12 protein-coding genes and 1 pseudogene are annotated in these 16,856 nt (G+C 40.5%); 8 read left to right on the top strand and 5 right to left on the bottom strand.

Annotated features, from left to right (window positions below; all coding sequences use genetic code 11):
* Positions 1-100: 100 nt before the first annotated feature.
* Positions 101-1,879: an ABC transporter transmembrane domain-containing protein gene (locus CWB66_RS04840; protein WP_138584521.1), complete on the bottom strand. Its 1,779-nt coding sequence runs from the start codon at positions 1,877-1,879 to the stop codon at positions 101-103.
* Positions 1,880-1,967: 88 nt separating this feature from the next.
* Between CWB66_RS04840 and CWB66_RS04845 the strand changes: the two genes are divergently transcribed.
* From CWB66_RS04845 to CWB66_RS04860, 4 genes and pseudogenes are all read left to right on the top strand, one after another.
* Positions 1,968-2,375: a DUF3224 domain-containing protein gene (locus tag CWB66_RS04845; RefSeq protein ID WP_138584522.1), complete on the top strand. Its 408-nt coding sequence runs from the start codon at positions 1,968-1,970 to the stop codon at positions 2,373-2,375.
* An 83-nt stretch (positions 2,376-2,458) separates the two neighbouring features.
* On the top strand, positions 2,459-3,076 hold the full coding sequence (locus CWB66_RS04850) for a LysE family translocator (protein ID WP_138584523.1): 618 nt from the start codon (positions 2,459-2,461) through the stop codon (positions 3,074-3,076).
* A 298-nt stretch (positions 3,077-3,374) separates the two neighbouring features.
* A pseudogene (locus CWB66_RS04855) lies at positions 3,375-3,563 on the top strand (hypothetical protein); the annotation flags it as partial.
* A 24-nt stretch (positions 3,564-3,587) separates the two neighbouring features.
* Positions 3,588-7,892 carry an alpha-1,6-glucosidase domain-containing protein gene (locus CWB66_RS04860; protein WP_138584524.1) on the top strand — a complete coding sequence of 1,435 codons (4,305 nt, stop codon included), beginning with the start codon at positions 3,588-3,590 and terminating at the stop codon, positions 7,890-7,892.
* A gap of 67 nt (positions 7,893-7,959) precedes the next feature.
* Here the strand turns inward: CWB66_RS04860 and CWB66_RS04865 are convergent, their stop codons facing one another.
* The gene (locus tag CWB66_RS04865) at positions 7,960-8,715 is read right to left on the bottom strand and encodes a MipA/OmpV family protein (RefSeq protein WP_138584525.1); all 756 of its coding nucleotides are present in this window, start codon (positions 8,713-8,715) and stop codon (positions 7,960-7,962) included.
* A 252-nt stretch (positions 8,716-8,967) separates the two neighbouring features.
* On the opposite strand from CWB66_RS04865, the gene CWB66_RS04870 reads away from it, so the two are divergent.
* Positions 8,968-9,507 (top strand): PH domain-containing protein, encoded by a 540-nt coding sequence (locus CWB66_RS04870; protein WP_138584530.1) that lies wholly within the window; start codon positions 8,968-8,970, stop codon positions 9,505-9,507.
* Positions 9,508-9,587: 80 nt separating this feature from the next.
* Here the strand turns inward: CWB66_RS04870 and CWB66_RS04875 are convergent, their stop codons facing one another.
* The 3 genes from CWB66_RS04875 to CWB66_RS04885 form a co-directional block, all read right to left on the bottom strand.
* The gene (locus CWB66_RS04875; RefSeq protein WP_138584526.1) at positions 9,588-11,372 is read right to left on the bottom strand and encodes an alkaline phosphatase D family protein; all 1,785 of its coding nucleotides are present in this window, start codon (positions 11,370-11,372) and stop codon (positions 9,588-9,590) included.
* 63 nt (positions 11,373-11,435) lie between these two features.
* The gene (locus CWB66_RS04880) at positions 11,436-11,780 is read right to left on the bottom strand and encodes a rhodanese-like domain-containing protein (protein ID WP_077536325.1); all 345 of its coding nucleotides are present in this window, start codon (positions 11,778-11,780) and stop codon (positions 11,436-11,438) included.
* A 5-nt stretch (positions 11,781-11,785) separates the two neighbouring features.
* Complete coding sequence (locus tag CWB66_RS04885) at positions 11,786-11,974, bottom strand: YgaP family membrane protein (RefSeq protein ID WP_138584527.1); 189 nt, start codon at positions 11,972-11,974, stop codon at positions 11,786-11,788.
* 124 nt (positions 11,975-12,098) lie between these two features.
* Between CWB66_RS04885 and CWB66_RS04890 the strand changes: the two genes are divergently transcribed.
* From CWB66_RS04890 to CWB66_RS04900, 3 genes are read left to right on the top strand one after another with little or no spacing between them, the layout of a single operon-like run.
* Complete coding sequence (locus CWB66_RS04890) at positions 12,099-12,401, top strand: ArsR/SmtB family transcription factor (protein ID WP_077536321.1); 303 nt, start codon at positions 12,099-12,101, stop codon at positions 12,399-12,401.
* Between the two features lie 5 nt (positions 12,402-12,406).
* Positions 12,407-15,679 carry an efflux RND transporter permease subunit gene (locus CWB66_RS04895; RefSeq protein ID WP_138584528.1) on the top strand — a complete coding sequence of 1,091 codons (3,273 nt, stop codon included), beginning with the start codon at positions 12,407-12,409 and terminating at the stop codon, positions 15,677-15,679.
* On the top strand, positions 15,669-16,739 hold the full coding sequence (locus CWB66_RS04900) for an efflux RND transporter periplasmic adaptor subunit (RefSeq protein WP_138584529.1): 1,071 nt from the start codon (positions 15,669-15,671) through the stop codon (positions 16,737-16,739). The genes CWB66_RS04895 and CWB66_RS04900 overlap by 11 nt, the downstream gene beginning before the upstream one ends.
* Positions 16,740-16,856 lie beyond the last annotated feature (117 nt).

The following is a 16,856-nucleotide window of genomic DNA, read 5'->3' on the forward strand; positions in this document are numbered from 1 at the left end:
GGGCCTATTGCAAGTAAATTCAACGCAGTTAGCGCTGATAATAGCTGCTCGAGATAGATTTATTATCCAGAGTTCAGGTTATTTAATTACGTGTACCAGCTCAATCTTTATTAAACTGTAATTCACACAGTTTTTGATACAGCGGATTGCTGGCTAATAACACCTGATGAGAACCCGTTGCTATTATTTCCCCATTTTCCATTACCACAATTACATCAGCATGTTTTACCGTGGCCAGCCTATGGGCAATTATTAACGTTGTTCTGTTTTGCATTAGGTGCTCAAGCGCCGCTTGCACGTGGTGCTCACTTTGTGCATCTAGCGCGCTGGTGGCTTCATCAAGAAGGAGTATTTCTGGGTCTTTTAATATAGCGCGGGCAAGCACAATACGTTGCTTTTGCCCACCAGATAACCTAACGCCTTGCTCACCTAAAAAGCTGTGATAGCCTTGTGGCAACTGGTTTATAAATTCATCGGCATGAGCATGTTTTGCAGCGGCATACACTTGCTCATCGGTTGCATTTGGGTTGCCGTAGCGGATGTTATGCATAACATCGGAGCTAAATAAAATAGGGTTTTGCGCTACCATGCCCATTTTATTGCGCAGAGTATTAAGTGATAGGTCTTTAATATTTATATCTTTAAACTTAATAGCTCCACTGGCCGGATCGTAAAAACGTTGTAGCAATTCAAATAATGTAGTTTTACCAGCGCCAGAAGGGCCAACAATAGCCACAGTTTGGCCTTGCTGAATATTTAGGCTTACCTTATTAAGTGCGCTTACATCGGGGCGAGAAGGATAGTTAAAGCTAATGTTTTCAAGCGCAATTGCAGGGGAACTACTTTCTTGCAGTAAATTACTATCTTGTGGGTTTAGCGGGTTTTCTATTTCACTTTTAACAGCAAGTAGCTCAAGCAGCCTTGCTGCAGCACCAGCTGCACGTTGTAGTTCGCCATATACTTCAGCAACGGTTGCCACCGACATTGCCACCATAATAGCGTAAAACACAAATGCACCTAACTCGCCGCCAGTCATAGTACCCGCAAGTACATCGTTACCACCCACCCAAAGCATTGCGCTAATGGCACTAAAGGTTAAAAAAATCACTACGGCTATTAAAAACGAACGTTGTTTGATACGTTTTTTAGCCACGTTAAAGGCTTTTTCGGTCTCGAGTGCAAAGGCATGCTGTTCTTGTTCTTCATGGCTATAGCTTTGCACTACTTTAATATTTTGTATGATTTCGCCTGCATAGGTACTTATGTCGGCAATGGCATCTTGGCTTGAGCTTGCTAGCTTACGTACCTTGCGACCAAATACCATCATTGGGACAAGTACTAGCGGCACACAGGCAACAACCACCAAAGTAAGTTTTAAATTGGTGAACAGTAACATGGCTAAACCGCCCACCAACATAAGTACGCTGCGCAGCGCCATAGAAAACGATGAGCCGATAATAGATTGTAATAAGGTGGTATCAGTGGTTAAACGCGACATAAGCTCGCCACTGCGGTTTTCTTCAAAGTAGCTAGGGTGTAGCGTTACAATACGATTAAACACGGCTTTTCGAATATCGTTGCTGACCCGTTCGCCAATCCACGACATTAAATAAAAACGGCTAAAAGTGCCTACTGCTAATAAGCTGATTAAACCAATAAGTACTAATACGGCCTGCTGTAATTGCACCTTTGATCCTGCAATAAAGCCATGATCAATAACAAATTTAACACCTTGCCCCAATGACAAGTTAACGCCTGCCGTTACGAGTAATGCGGCTAGGGCGGCGACTACCATCCACTTATACGGTTTAATAAACGCAAAAACAGGTAACAAACTGCTAAAAGCAGCCTTTTCGGCTATAGGTGTTTCTTTTGACATAGTGGATTCTTTTTGAAGGTTAAGGTATAGATATGGCATCAAGGTAATAAAAATCAATAGTATTGAATATCATCAATAAGGATTCGTTATGACTACAAATATAATAAACGGTGAATTTACAGTCGCTTTAGCGCCAATTGAAGGTTACGCCAAAGGGCAGCAAGGCATTAATTTAGGGCGTATGTCGATTGATAAAACATTTAAAGGTAGCTTAAATGCGACCAGCCAAGGCGAAATGCTCAGTGCTATGACGCCAACGCAAGGGAGTGCAGGTTATGTTGCTATTGAGCAAGTAGTTGGGGAGCTTGAAGGCAAAAAAGGCAGCTTTGTACTGCAACACTTTGGCACTATGAATAAAGGTCAAGATAGCCTTATTTTAAACGTCATTCCCGATTCAGGTACTGATGAGCTTGAAGGCTTAAGCGGCAGTATGAAAATTCGCATAGAGCAAGGTATTCATTACTATGACTTTGAATACACTGTAGATAGTAAATAACCAGAATTTAGGTTAAATAAAAAAGCATAGGTAAATACTTATGCGGATTAATTATTGAAGACCATGAATTATAAGGAGCATAAATGGCTTTATCTGTTTGGTTGAGTTTGGCATTGGTATGCATGATGGGCGCGATGTCGCCAGGGCCAAGCCTTGCGGTGGTATTAAAGCACACGCTTAGTGGTGGCATGAAAAACGGCATGCTTGCTGCGCTCAGTCACGGTATTGGCGTTGGGCTTTATGCTGCAGCCTCATTACTTGGCTTAGGAGCATTAATGGCTCAATTTCCAACACTATACCAAATATTGGTGTATTTAGGCGCTGCGTATTTAGCCTATTTAGGTTTAAAAATACTGCTAGCAAAACCAAGCAATAACGAGCTGCAAGTACAAAAGAGTGAAGTAAGTGCGAGTAAAGCGTTACAAGATGGATTTGCGATTGCTTTTTTAAATCCTAAACTCGCGATTTTCTTTTTAGCGTTGTTCTCACAATTTATAGATCCGCAAAACCTCACTTTAAGCATTGGCATTATTATGTGCTTAACCGTGTTTGTAATTGATACTGGTTGGTATTTATTAGTTGCAGTGCTAACTGAGGTGTCTAAAAATCGTTTTGGTTTTACTAAGCAAAACCCATGGTTAGACAAAATACTGGGTGTTGTGTTTATTGCCCTAGCCATAAGGGTGGTCATTAGTTTGTAGTTTTATAATTGGTTGTTGCTGAATTATTTGTACAAAATAGCTACAGCCAAAGTTCTCTGTGGTGCATACGTATTCATCACAATTTGATTACCTTTTAGTTACACTTTGTTGGTTGTGTTTCAACGGCACTGATATACCACATAACAATAACTAAAGGATACACACATGAAAAATTCAAACTAAGTGCGCTAATGCTGGCATTATTTGCTGCAAATAGCGCGATTGCAGCCAAGTGTAGCAGCTCAGTTTATTGCTCTTGCTTACAATGACACTAAATAACGCCACTTTGCTTTACTCAAATGACAATTCTGAAACGTTTATAGATTTTCAAGCGTCATACAAATTTACTGATCCCCTAACAATGCTTTTGCAAGTTAATAACCTGACAGACAAACCGACCCAAAACTACTTTGGCACAAAGCAACGAACGGGTACGACTGAGTACTTTGGTCGTCAGTTTTATTTTGGTTTTACTTACAGTCATTAATTTAGCAAGTTGGAGCGTTTAAAAATGAAAATAATTAAAATATATAGCTACTTGCTAGCTGCGTTATACCTATTGGTTTTAACGGGCTGTGGTGGCAGCAAGGATGCAAAATCTGAGCAAGTGTTACTCACTTGTAATGCACCTCAAGTCCCAAATGAAGCTGGTACACAATGTGTCGAACCTGAACCAATAAAGTGTGCTGCCCCGACAGTTCCTGATGAAAAAAATGAAAGCTGCATTTTAGGTGCTGATCCTGCGTTACCAGAGCCCGTAGTTTTTCCTGGCGATAATGAGGCAATTTTATTTTATAACCGCATAACAGACGCTGACTATGAAGGTTACCGATTACATTCGTGGAATGACGATGTATGCGATGCTTTTGCACCACCTTTTGATACGAGCGATTGGGCAAATGGTCATGTTCATGATGGGATAGATCCGAATTATGGTGCATATTGGATTATAAAACTCAAAGCTGGTTACAGCGAGTGTGCTAATTTTATTATTCATATAGGTACAGAGGGCACCGGTAAGGCATTTGGTGATGTTGATTTAACAATGCCATTAATGCAAGACGACGAAAAGTTTCAACGTATGAACTTTACTTTGCATGGTGAGCCGTCTGTTTTTGAGTTTCCTATTCTAAATTTAGGTGAGCGTCCGGTCGCTATTACAGGGGCTTCTGCACATTGGATAGATTTAAATACGGTACTGTACAAACCGAGTAATGAACTGAGTCAAATCATTAAATTATATAGCTCTGCAAGCGCAGATTTAAAGGTTGATGAAGAGACTGGATTAAATGGTCAAAGCATTGAGTTGATACAAACTAATTTAACCGATGAGCAAGCATTAAAAGTACCGCACTTGAGTAATTGGACCGCGTATCAAGGTAACTGGGATACAGAGGCCGCTAAGCAATTAATTAAACAACAATTGCTAGTGGCGGGTTTTGATGCTGATGGCAAGCTTCTTGAAGCAAGTTACGTTCAAACAGCAAAGGCATTAGATGCGCTTTATACGCAAAATGAAAATGATGCTAACGAGGCGCAACTAGGCGTTAATTACAATAACAATGCAATTGATGTATCAGTGTGGGCACCTACTGCCAATAATATGATGCTTAATGTGTTTGATGCTGATAAAGCACAAGTGCATAGCAGTGCAATGCTATTTGATAGTAATACTGGCATTTGGTCTATCAGCTTAGATAGCAAATACGATCGCCATTACTACCGTTTTGCGTTTGATGTATATCACCCAACCACCAAAGCGATTGAAAGTTTATGGAGTACAGACCCCTATTCACTCAATGTATCAAGCAATGGTTTGTATTCGCAGTTAATTAACCTAAATGACGATGACACTAAACCACAGGGCTGGGATGAACGCAGTATACCGACCATTACCAATCCAGAAGATGCGATTATTTATGAAGGGCATGTACGTGACTTTAGTGTGCGCGATACCAGTGTTAGTGCACCAAATCGCGGTAAATACCTTGCATTTACAGAGCATGAAAGCGTGCCAATGCAGCATCTTAAACAATTGGCTGATAGAGGTTTAACTCACTTTCATTTGTTACCAGTGACAGACATTGGCACCATTGAAGAAAATGCCGCAGAGCGAGTAGAAATAACCGATACGTTAGGTAAGTTATGTGAGCGTATTAACGATGAAGCCGATGCTTGTAAAACAGAAGACAAGAACAGCACCATTGTAAAATTGCTGCAAAGTTACTTACCAAATTCTGACGATGCCCAAGCACTTACCAGTGCTATGCGTGATCTAGATGGTTTTAACTGGGGTTACGATCCGCATCACTTTATTGCCCCTGAAGGGTCTTATGCCTCAACGGCTGAGGGTATTGCTCGCGTAGTTGAAACGCGCGCTATGGTGCAGTCGCTACAAGAAATTGGCTTAAGAGTCGTGCTGGATGTTGTTTATAATCATACAACAGCATCAGGTATTTGGGATAAATCGGTATTTGATAAATTAGTACCCGGTTATTACCACAGATACAGCGAAACGAGCGGCGATATTGAGCAATCAACATGTTGTGAAAACACCGCCACTGAGCATGTCATGATGGATAAGTTTGTCACTGATTCATTAGTGATTTTAGCCCGTGATTTTGGGTATGATAGTTTTCGTTTTGATGTGATGGGGCATATGCCTAAATCGTCAATTTTAGCAGCCCGTGAAGCGGTTCAAGCAATCGATGCAGATAACTATTTTTATGGCGAAGGGTGGGACTTTGGTGAAGTAGCTAATAACCGTTTATTTATACAAGCAAAACAAGCTGATATGGCGGGTTCAGAGGTGGGTACTTTTAACGACCGTATCCGCGAAGCTATTCGGGGGGGAGCACTGTTTAGCAATAACCCAACCGATGGTAATTTAGCTGAGCAAGATACATTGCGGTTATCGCTTGCTGGCAATTTACAAAACTATATTCTAAAAGACTTTAAAGGCAATTCAGCGAAGGGCAATAGTTTTACGTGGAATACTCAGCCAACAGCGTATGCACTTGATCCTGCCGATAGCATTAACTACGTTTCTAAACATGACAACGAAACCTTGTGGGATCAACTGCAATACAAGCATATTGCAAACATGAGTATTGAACAGCGTGTACGCGCCCATAACATAGCGCTCGCAGTGCCACTTGTGAGCCAAGGTATCCCATTTATGCAACTGGGCGCTGATTTACTGCGTTCAAAATCAATGGATCGTGATAGCTACAATGCCGGAGATTGGTTTAATGCAGTTGATTTAACTAAGCAAAATAATAATTGGAATATTGGTTTACCTAACGCTGAAAAAAATCAAGAAAAATGGTCTGAAATAATGCCTATTTCGGGTAATCCTCAAGCTGCTGCACAACCGCAAAATATTGCTTATGCAGGTGGGGTTTTTCAAGAGTTTTTAGCTATTCGCAGTGCTAGCCCATTATTTAGATTAACCACCGAGCAAGATGTAATAGAACGTGTTGGTTTTCATAATGTGGGCAAAAACCAGCAACATGGCTTAATTGTTATGAGTATTGATGATGGGGAAGGATTAACCGATATTGATGCAAACAACGATGCGCTTGTTGTGGTTATAAATTCCACTGGGCAGTTGCTTACTCATAGCATACCAACGGCGAGTGGCTTTGAGCTACACACTGTACTTAAAAATAGTGTTGACCCAGCAATGGCTGCGGCCTCTTTTACCCAAGGCAATGGCAGCGGCAGTTTTAACCTACCTGCATACACTATGGCTGTATTTGTAAAACCGCAGGGTAGCACGCAAGGCGAAGGATTAAGTGCAAATGCAACCGTTGGCACACCTGATGCGCTCCCTTTTGGTAGCACAAGTGTGTATGTTCGCGGTAGCTTAAATGACTGGGGTACAGCAAATCGCTTTGAATATGTTGGGGATGGCGAATATCGACTTACAGCCACGTTAGCCGCAGCTAGTTATGAGTTTAAAATTGCCTCTGAAGATTGGGCTACGGTTGATTTTGGCGCGCTTTCAGATGCTGATAAAGAGGTTGTGGAAAAACAAAGCGAGCCTTTAACACGTTCAGGCGCAAACATGACCTTTACAGCTGCCATTGATGCGACGTATGTATTTTCATTTAATGCCAATGATAAAGAAAATCCAACCTTAAAAATTTATAATGAAGAGCCATTTGTTAGCACGCCGGTATTCGTTCGTGGCAGCTTAAACGATTGGGGCACCAGTGATGAACTAATATATCAAGGTAAAGGTATTTACACGTTTACTAAAATACTCAGCGCAGCCAGTTATGAATTTAAAATAGCCTCTGAGGATTGGAGTCGCGTTGATTATGGCTCTGCTGATACAGATATAAGCACTACCTTAGGCAAAGCGAAACGACTAGCAATAGGCGGCGCTAATATGATGATAGATATTGCTAATGATGGTGAATACCAGTTTATAGTGGATGCGAGCGATTTAAGCGCTGTTACATTAAGCATTTTAAATGCAGAAATGTTTGCAGATACACACGTATTTATCCGTGGCAGTTTAAATGGATGGGGAACAGATAACCCACTTAATTACCAAGGCAATGCGACTTACACAACGTCGTTAACCCTAGAGGCGGGTAATTATGAGTTTAAAGTGGCTTCTGAGGATTGGAGTACCGTTGATTACGGCGGTATTGGTGAATCCCCAATTGTAAATATAGGTGAACTGACTTTACTGGAAGCGGTGGGTGCGAATATAGCGTTGAGCATTACTGAGCAAGGGAGTTATACATTTAATGTTATTGGCCCTGATAAAAAAAACATCAAGGTATTAATCAATAAAAAATAACGCTATAAGCCGGTCAACTATATTGATCGGCTTATTATATTTTAAATTATTCAGAGTTCAGGTTAAATTAGAACTGATAGCTAACCGACATCATGGCAGTTGAAATGTTCGCCGTATCTATAATTGGTGAGTTTTCAATATCAGAGTCTAATCTTGTGTAGCTGACCATAGCGCTTATATTCCATCTTTTATCCAGCTGATAACTTAGCAACATACCAGCGTTATAATTAACGGTAGAACCGAGTTTGTAAGGGGCATACGTGTTTGATTCGCCTTTTTCAATGCCGTAATAGTAGTTTGATACCTTGCTACTATTGAGTTCAACACCAAATGAAGGTATTAACATAATTTGTTTTGATAGCTTAAATGGGTAGCTATAATTGGTATCAAACATGGCACCATCGCCGTGACCTAATACATCGTGTGATGCACTGGCACTAAAATGACCATACTTTGTGGCGTAGCTTACTTTAGTTCCTGCATAAAGAGATATTTCACGATCGTTAAGGGCCTTAATTGCAGTGATATCAGAGTCGGATGAATCAAAATTTTGCCCAGGTTCAAGTATAGCTGACCAAGTAAAGCCTTCATCTTCAACTAGCTTGTAATCCAGAGCAAAGCCTCTAAACATTAGTTTTTCACCTTCATAGTTGATCATGGGTAAAAGTAGTATTTTGTTATCAGTCCCTGCATAAGGCGATCCTGTTGAAATAACGGCAGCACCAATCGACCACGGAGATTCATCCTGAGCTTGAGCCGTTATACTTGATAAAGCGAATGCACCAAGCAACAGTTGCACACTATTTTTCACATAAGTATTCATGATTACCTTCACTATTTATGTAATACCAATTGTATTAATAAAATTGGTAATAAGTTTATAAAATTTACGTTATTGATTGAACGCGTTGAGTGTAGCGACTAAAGCTAAACAGAGTTGTAAGTTAGTGTGTTAAATTTTATGTATGTGTAAGCAGTTGAACTAAAGTGTTGGATTGTACAAATTTTGACTGTAATTGCATTCAACTTTGCAATGAAGTACTTTGAGTCAATCGTTATTAAAAATCATAAAATTATGCAAGAAACTATTTTAAAAAGCGCATCGTTCGATTCTAAGGTAAAGCAGTACTGGATGGTTACAGCAATGCTATTTAGTTGCCTAGTACTGGTTACTATTCCGTTAATACCATTAATTTTACTTATTGTATGGCTGGTGGCAGGGCGAATTTTAGCGGCTATGTCGGCTGAGTTACTGCCACAAAAGCTAGTAGTTAAACGTGGGGTATTATTTAAAGAGGAAAAGTCGATACCGCTTGAGAAAATCACTGATGTTGGATTAAGCCAAGGCCCGCTTATGCGCTTTTTTGGGTTATATCGGTTAAGTTTTGAAACAGCAGGGCAATCAGGCCACGGTGCTTTAGTCTCTTTATTGGGAGTTGTAAATGCGGGTGAATTTAGAGAAGCCATATTGACTCAAAAAGATAACCTAAACGAACAATATCCTATTGCAGATGAACATGCAGAAGATCACCTTAACCAAGCGCTATTGGCGCGCTTAGTTGAGGTGGTTGAACGTATTGATACACGTTTAGCAGCGCTTGAGAAGCAGCGTTAACTAAGAAACTCTCTGGCTAGAGAAAAAATAAACATCATAATGATTCAACGTGTTAATAAGCTCTTTAGCCAGAGTACAGATTATACGGTTAGTAGCTGAGGTTGGCCTGCTAGCATAATGAACTCTTTTTTACGCTCTTCAAGCATTTGGTAATCAGCCGCTTTAATTGTGCTTACGTAGTTCCACTGAGCGTTTGCCTGCTCTTTGGTAAATGTTACGGTGAGGTAACCACGATTAACTAAGTTGTTGTAAGCGAGATCGTTTACTAACAGTGCAATGACTTGCTCAATTTGTGCAACTGTTTGCGCATCTTGAGTTGTCAGCGCTAAGTATTCTTCTAGACCAGGTGAAGATACTGACGCTGTTGCAAACTCAACACCTGCGTTTTTTGATGCCGCAATAGGGTTATTTGCATCTGTTTTTAGCTGTCCAGCCCAAGCATTATGGGTATCGCCCGCTAAGACAACGAGATTTTTTTGTGCAGCAACCGCTGTACCTAATAGCACTTCTCGCTCATAAGCATAACCATCCCAAGCGTCTAAATTGTATGGTACAGTTGTTTCTACACGAGCAAGCTCAGCTGGAGTAACGGTTGGATCACCTTTAAGTACTCGGATTTTTATTTGCGCTAACTCAGCAAAGAGTATATTTGCTTGAGCAAGCATTGCACGTGGATCACCACCGCTGGCTTGTGTAGTTTGTAAGCTTGATAAAAGCAGCATAACCTCAATAGGTAAATGCATTTTAGTCATAAGCACTTGTTGGCCAAGTACTTGCCAGCGATTATCTGAAGTTTTAATGCCATCGGTTAGCCAAGTTAGCTGCTCACTGCCAAGTAAAGCACGATCGTCTGCACCAAGCGCATTAACGAACTCACCTTGTCCTGTTGCAGTGCTTAACTCAAAGTCAGCATAATCTAGTGGTTTATCGCGGGCTAGCATGCGCGTATCTAACATGTATAGAGAAACTAAATTACCAAACTCAAAACGTCTATAAATACGCTCTTTGTCGGCTACATTACGAATCGGCATCCATTCGAAATAAGCTTGCAGTGCTTGTAATTTACGTTCGCTAAAGTCGCCTTCATCACTGTTATGATTTTGAGCTCCGTCGCGCCAAGTATCATTTGCAACTTCGTGATCGTCCCATACTGTGATAAACGCACAGTGACTATGCGCAGCCTGTAAATTGCCGTCAAGTCGATAATTTGCATAGCGTTTACGATAATCGCTAAGGGTGATTATTTCACCTTGGTTATCTTCTGGAAGCAGTCGGCCAAGTTTTGCAGCATCTTCAGTGGCATATCCATCGTTACCATATTCATAAATGTAATCACCTAAATGTATTACTGCATCCAAATCAGGTTGTTTCGCTATTTCGCCATACACATGAAAGTAACCAGCAGGATAATTAGCACACGAAACAACAGCTAGTTTCACTTTATCTATATCACCTATAGGTAAGGTTTTACCTTGCCCGACTGGTGACGTTTTACCATGCGCATTAAAGCGATAATAGTATGCAGTGTTAGGACGCAACCCTTGCAAATCTACTTTAAGTGTAAAATCTGTGGCACTACTGATTTGCGCTTCACCATCATGACTAATGGTAGTGAATTGCGGATCAAGCGCTACTTGCCATTGAACTTTTAGGCTATTAGTTGTTGTATCTTTTGGTGTTACTCTAGTCCAAATGATTAAACTATCATTGAGTGGATCTCCACTCGCTACACCATGATCGAAGCTCACAGGAATATGAACATCGCCATTGTCATCAAATGCGCAGCCAGTAAGTCCAAAAGATAAAACAGCAGCGCCAAAACCGGCTGCTGACGCCTTTAAAAAAGTTCTTCGTGTAAACGACATTAGTTGTACCTGTTTAATGTAAAACTAACGAGTCTACCTTATTTTTGTTACGTTTGTGTAACATTATAGGGTGTTAAGTATCTTTTTTATTTCACATGTAATAACAGTGACATCTTTGTAACCAATGCGGGTAAGTGCTTCTGCAGCTAATGTTGCTCGTGCAGCGCTAGCGCAATGCAAGTAGATTGGACGTGTCGCGTCTTTTTCTATTTCCATTAATTTCATTTCAAGCAATCCACGTGGGATGTTTATTGCTCCAACAGCCGCTTTTATTGCATGCTCAGCGGGCTCTCGTACATCAATAAGTAAACCTTTATTTTGTTCAAGCTCTTGTTTTGCTTGCTCTGCGTCAATACGGCGTTGGTTAGGTGTGATAGTTTTTAGTAAATCAGGGATTGAAGTAAGCATGAATTTTATTCCTTAACATTAAGTTTGCGTAGTAGTGCGATAGCTGGACACCAACCGCTAAAAGCGGGCTGCACTAAATTCAGTGCAATAAAAATAGTAAACCATATCCAACGAGGATCAACAAAGGTTTGTAGCAATACAGATACAATAATCATGATGCCTGCAGTTAAACGCAGTAAATTATTTAGCTTCATTTTAGTTTCTATTTTTAATATTTTATTTACTATATTCGATCTTTCTATATTAGTAAATTCTAATGTTAGACATTTATAATGTATCTATTTATACTTCACTTACTTTTTATAATAAGAGCGCGCTATGAATATAGATTTTACCGCAATGGCAGGCAATGTAGCCGAAGCTGAACAGCTATTAAAGATTTTGGCTAATAAAAATCGTTTAATGATTTTATGTTCACTCCAAGATACAGAAATGAGTGTTTCGCAACTAAACGAAGCGGTTCCGTTGGCACAATCTGCACTTTCTCAGCATTTAGCTGCACTGCGAAAAGCGAATGTTGTGGCTACACGTCGTGAAAGCCAAACTATTTACTACCGTGTGATTGACGATAATGCCGTGCAATTACTGAGCACGCTATACAGTTTATTCTGTAAAGGTTAATGTTTATGAGTACGATTGATAACGCAGTAAAAAGTAGCCTTAATGGCCGTATTCCTATCATTATTTTTGTGTTATCTATCTTGCTTGGTCTATTTTCGCTAAAACAAACTCCGCGAGAAGAAGAACCGCAAATTGTAGTGCCTATGCTCGATATCTACGTATCGACTCCAAATATAGAAGCTCCAGAAGTTGCTCGGCTAGTCACGCAACCACTTGAAAAGTTATTAGCCCAATTACGTGGCGTAAAACATATTTACTCAACGACACAAACTGATGGTGCAGTAGTGACACTGCGCTTTGAAGTGGGCCACAATCGTGAACAAGCCATACTTGATACTTATGCAAAGCTTTACAGTTACGAGCACACGATGGCGTCGGTTATTAGTCATTGGCAAGTACGGCCAATTGAGGTAAACGATGTTCCTATTGTTATGTTGGGGCTGTACAGTAAAGATCCAAAGCTTTATAGCGATTATGAATTAACTCGTTTTGCGAATGAGATTGCCAATAATCTACAGCGCATCGAACACACCAGTGAAGTAAAGGTCATTGCAGGGCGGGAGCGCGTTTTAACTATTAACCTAAATACCAGTGCATTGGCCGCTCATCAAACAACATTGAGCGATGTATATTATGCTCTGAGTGTATCTAATCAGCTTGTTCGAGTTGGAAGTATCGTTAATTCGCAGCAGCAAATAATACTTCAAGCGGGCGATGTACTTAGAAATAAATCAGCTATTGAGCAACTCATAGTTAATGTTGTGAACGCAAAGAGCGTATACATTGCTGATGTGGCAACAGTAATAGATGGACCCGCAGAGCCTCATAGCTATCAATGGTTAGCGCAATCAAATTCACAGCAAAGCTTGCCAATGGTGACATTAAGCGTTGCCAAACAAGGTGGCGCTAATGCCGTCACACTTGCTAATGATGTACACACTGTAATGAGTGCACTTAAAAATTCATTATTGCCCAAGGAGATTGATTACACCGTACTACGAGATTACGGACAAACGGCTGACGAAAAAGTAAATAATCTAACTTCTAGCTTAGTGTTTGCTGTATTTACGGTGGTGATATTTGTTGGTGTATTTTTAGGTTGGCGAGCTGCAATTGTGGTTGGGTTGGCAGTGCCAATTTGCTACGGAATAACACTTACACTAGATTTTGCATTTGGCTACAGCATTAATCGCGTTACGTTATTTGCACTGATACTCTCGCTTGGCTTACTTGTGGATGACCCTATTACCGGTATTGACAATATTAGCCGCTTTTTAAACAAAAAAGGAGATAAAAAGCAGCAAGTTGTAAGTGCAATGAGTGAGATCCGTACTGCATTAATAATGTCGACTTTGACAATTATGGTTGCGTTTATTCCGCTAGCATTTATTACCGGCATGATGGGGCCATACATGGCGCCTATGGCATTTAATGTGCCCGTAAGCGTTATGGTTTCTACCTTAGTTGCTTTTTTTGTAACGCCATGGCTTGCTATGAAGCTGTTAAAGCCGAGTTACAACGCGCCTCAAGCAACAAATAAAATAGGTATGTATGAGCGCATACTTACCCCATTATTACTCTCTAAAGCACGTGCAAAATGGATACTTTGGATAACTCTAAGTTTATTTGTGTTTAGTGCTATGTTACCCGTTTTACGATTAGTACCTCTTAAGCTCTTGCCATTTGATAATAAAAACGAGATACAAATACTAATAGATATGCCAGAAGGCACAAATTTAGAACAAACCGCAGCATTAACTCGCAAAGTACAAGCACTTACATGGCAACTTAATGAAGTAAGCGAAGTTGCAGCTTATGTTGGTCAGCCTTCCAGTATGGATTTTAATGCCATGGTACGAGGTTATTACCGCCGAGAGGCCAGTAATCTAGCTGAGCTAAGAGTGTTGCTGCTTGATAAAGGTGAGCGTGAACAGCAATCTCATGGGGTAGTAATGCGTTTGCGTGAACAACTCGCACCTCTTTCTACACAAGGTATAAACATAAAAGTAGTTGAAGTGCCGCCAGGGCCGCCCGTTTTAAGTACGTTAGTCGCTGAGGTTTATAGCGATCCCTTTGTGGATGATCAAACTCATTACTTAGCAGCTCAACAAGTGGCTCAGCGTTTAAAACAAGAGCCGCATGTTGTCGAAGTTGATACATCATTAGCCGAATCGTCGCCCCTTCAGCGTTTTATTACTGATAAGGGTAAGGCGGCCTTATCGGCAATATCCACACAAGACATAACTCAAGCTTTGCAAATTGCAGCTCAAGGTATGGACGTTGGTACGATGTATTTAGAGGGGGAAACACAGCCTGTGGCAATTCATTTACAGCTTCCCTTTGATGAACGCAATCAGTTGTCTCAATTACTCGCACTGCAAATAAGAGGTGATAGAGAGCTTGCCAAAAGCAGTAGCGAATTTGGTTTAATAAGCTCACCGCGTCCATTAGTCGCGCTTTCAGAGGTAGGTGAGTTTGTTGATTTAAACGTCGCTAAGCCTATAACCCGAAAAGATCAGCGTAATGTGATTTATGTAACGGCTGAGCTAAATGGTCGTACGCCCGCTGCGGTTATTGCCGATATAAATAGTGATTTAAAGGTAAATAATAACGACTTTGTTCAAACAAGTTGGCTGAATAGACATTTTTTTAATAACGGCGGCACGGCCGCTTGGCAATTACCGCAAGGTACACATGTGACGTTTAGCGGAGAGGGCGAGTGGCGTATTACTATTGACGTATTTAGAGATATGGGGATTGCCTTTGCTTTTGCATTGAGTGCTATTTTTATAATTTTACGAATACAAACCCAATCGGTAAGTTTGTCGCTCATTATTATGTCGGCTATTCCCTTAACCGTAATAGGTATAATGCCTGGATTTTGGCTATTAAATCAATTTGGTGAGCGCACTATTGCAGGGGCGCCAGAGCCGGTGCTATTTACCGCTACCGCAATGATAGGAATGATTGCATTAGCGGGTATAGTAGTGCGTAACTCGCTTATTTTAGTTGAGTTTATAAATCAAGCTCGCGCACAGGGTATGGTAATCAAGGATGCATTAATTGCCGCTGGTACACATCGTATGCGGCCAGTTTTATTAACTGCAGGTACTACATTATTAGGTAATTTGGTGATTACACTCGACCCTGTTTTTAGTGGGCTAGCAATAGCGATTATTTTTGGCATTGTGGCTTCTACATTATTTTCGCTTTTTGTAGTGCCGCTTGTTTATTATTTAGTGTTTGCACACACAGAGGAAAATACACATGCAAGATAAATCAAAACTTTTAGGCGCATTAGCTGCCTTACTAGTGATAATTATTGCTGTGTTATATATGGCGGGTAGCTTTTCACAAAAGCAAAGTACAGGTTTAAAGCAAAATAATATAGCTAATTACAGTGGTAGTGTACTCACTATTTCATTGCAACCAATAGCAAAAGTAGAAAAAGTACCTGGGAGCGTTATTGCCAAACAAAACACACAAATATCATCACGTATCATGGCGCAAATAGAGACGTTAAACGTACGTGCGGGCGATAAAGTAATAAAAGGAGATGTGCTTATCACTTTGCAAAAAGACGATATAACAGCTCAAGTAGCGCAAAGTACTGCACAAATAAATGTAATTAAGGCATCACTCAATCAAGCCAATAAACAGCTAATACGTATAAAAGAGCTAAGTAATAAGCATTTAGTGTCAGTAAGTGAGTTGGACGACGCACAAGCCAAGTTTGATAATTTAACGGCAAGTTTTGCGGTGGCTGAGCAGCAGCAAGCTCAAGCAAAAATAGCTCTTAGTTTTACCTCTATTACTGCGCCCATTTCAGGTGTCGTTGTTGAGCGTTTAGTTGAGCCAGGTGACACCGTAATACCTGGTAATACTTTATTGGCACTTTATAACCCAAAGCAGTTACAAGTAGAGTTTAATATACGGGAGCGCCAGGCAGTAAAACTAAAAATTGGTGAGCGTTTAAAGGTTATATTCCCTTCATTAAATACACAAAGCGATGCAACGGTGAGTGAAATAGTACCTGTGGCAGATAAAGCCGCACGTAGTTTATTAATTAAACTCGACTTTGATTCGCAACTAGGCTTGATGCCAGGCTTATATGCGCAGCTCATATTGCCTCTAAATAAAGCACAAGGTGTATTAGTACCAATAAGTGCGGTACATAACGTTGGTGAACTTAATATGGTATATATTATTGAGGATGGACAAATACAAAGGCGATTTGTTCGTTTAGGCGAGGTTGTGAATGCACAGCAGCATGTTGTCGCAGGGTTAAACCCTGGCGACATAATTGCTATTGATTATAACGTTAGCCAGACTAAATAACCTTAACTCTGGATAATAAATCTATCTCGAGCAGCTATTTTCAGCGCTAACTGCGTTGAATTTACTTGCAATAGGCCAGCTATTAACGTGTAAATCCGCCTTGCTTTCACTGAAAAT

This window comes from Pseudoalteromonas sp. S558 (assembly GCF_005886635.1).
Lineage (GTDB): Bacteria > Pseudomonadota > Gammaproteobacteria > Enterobacterales > Alteromonadaceae > Pseudoalteromonas > Pseudoalteromonas aliena.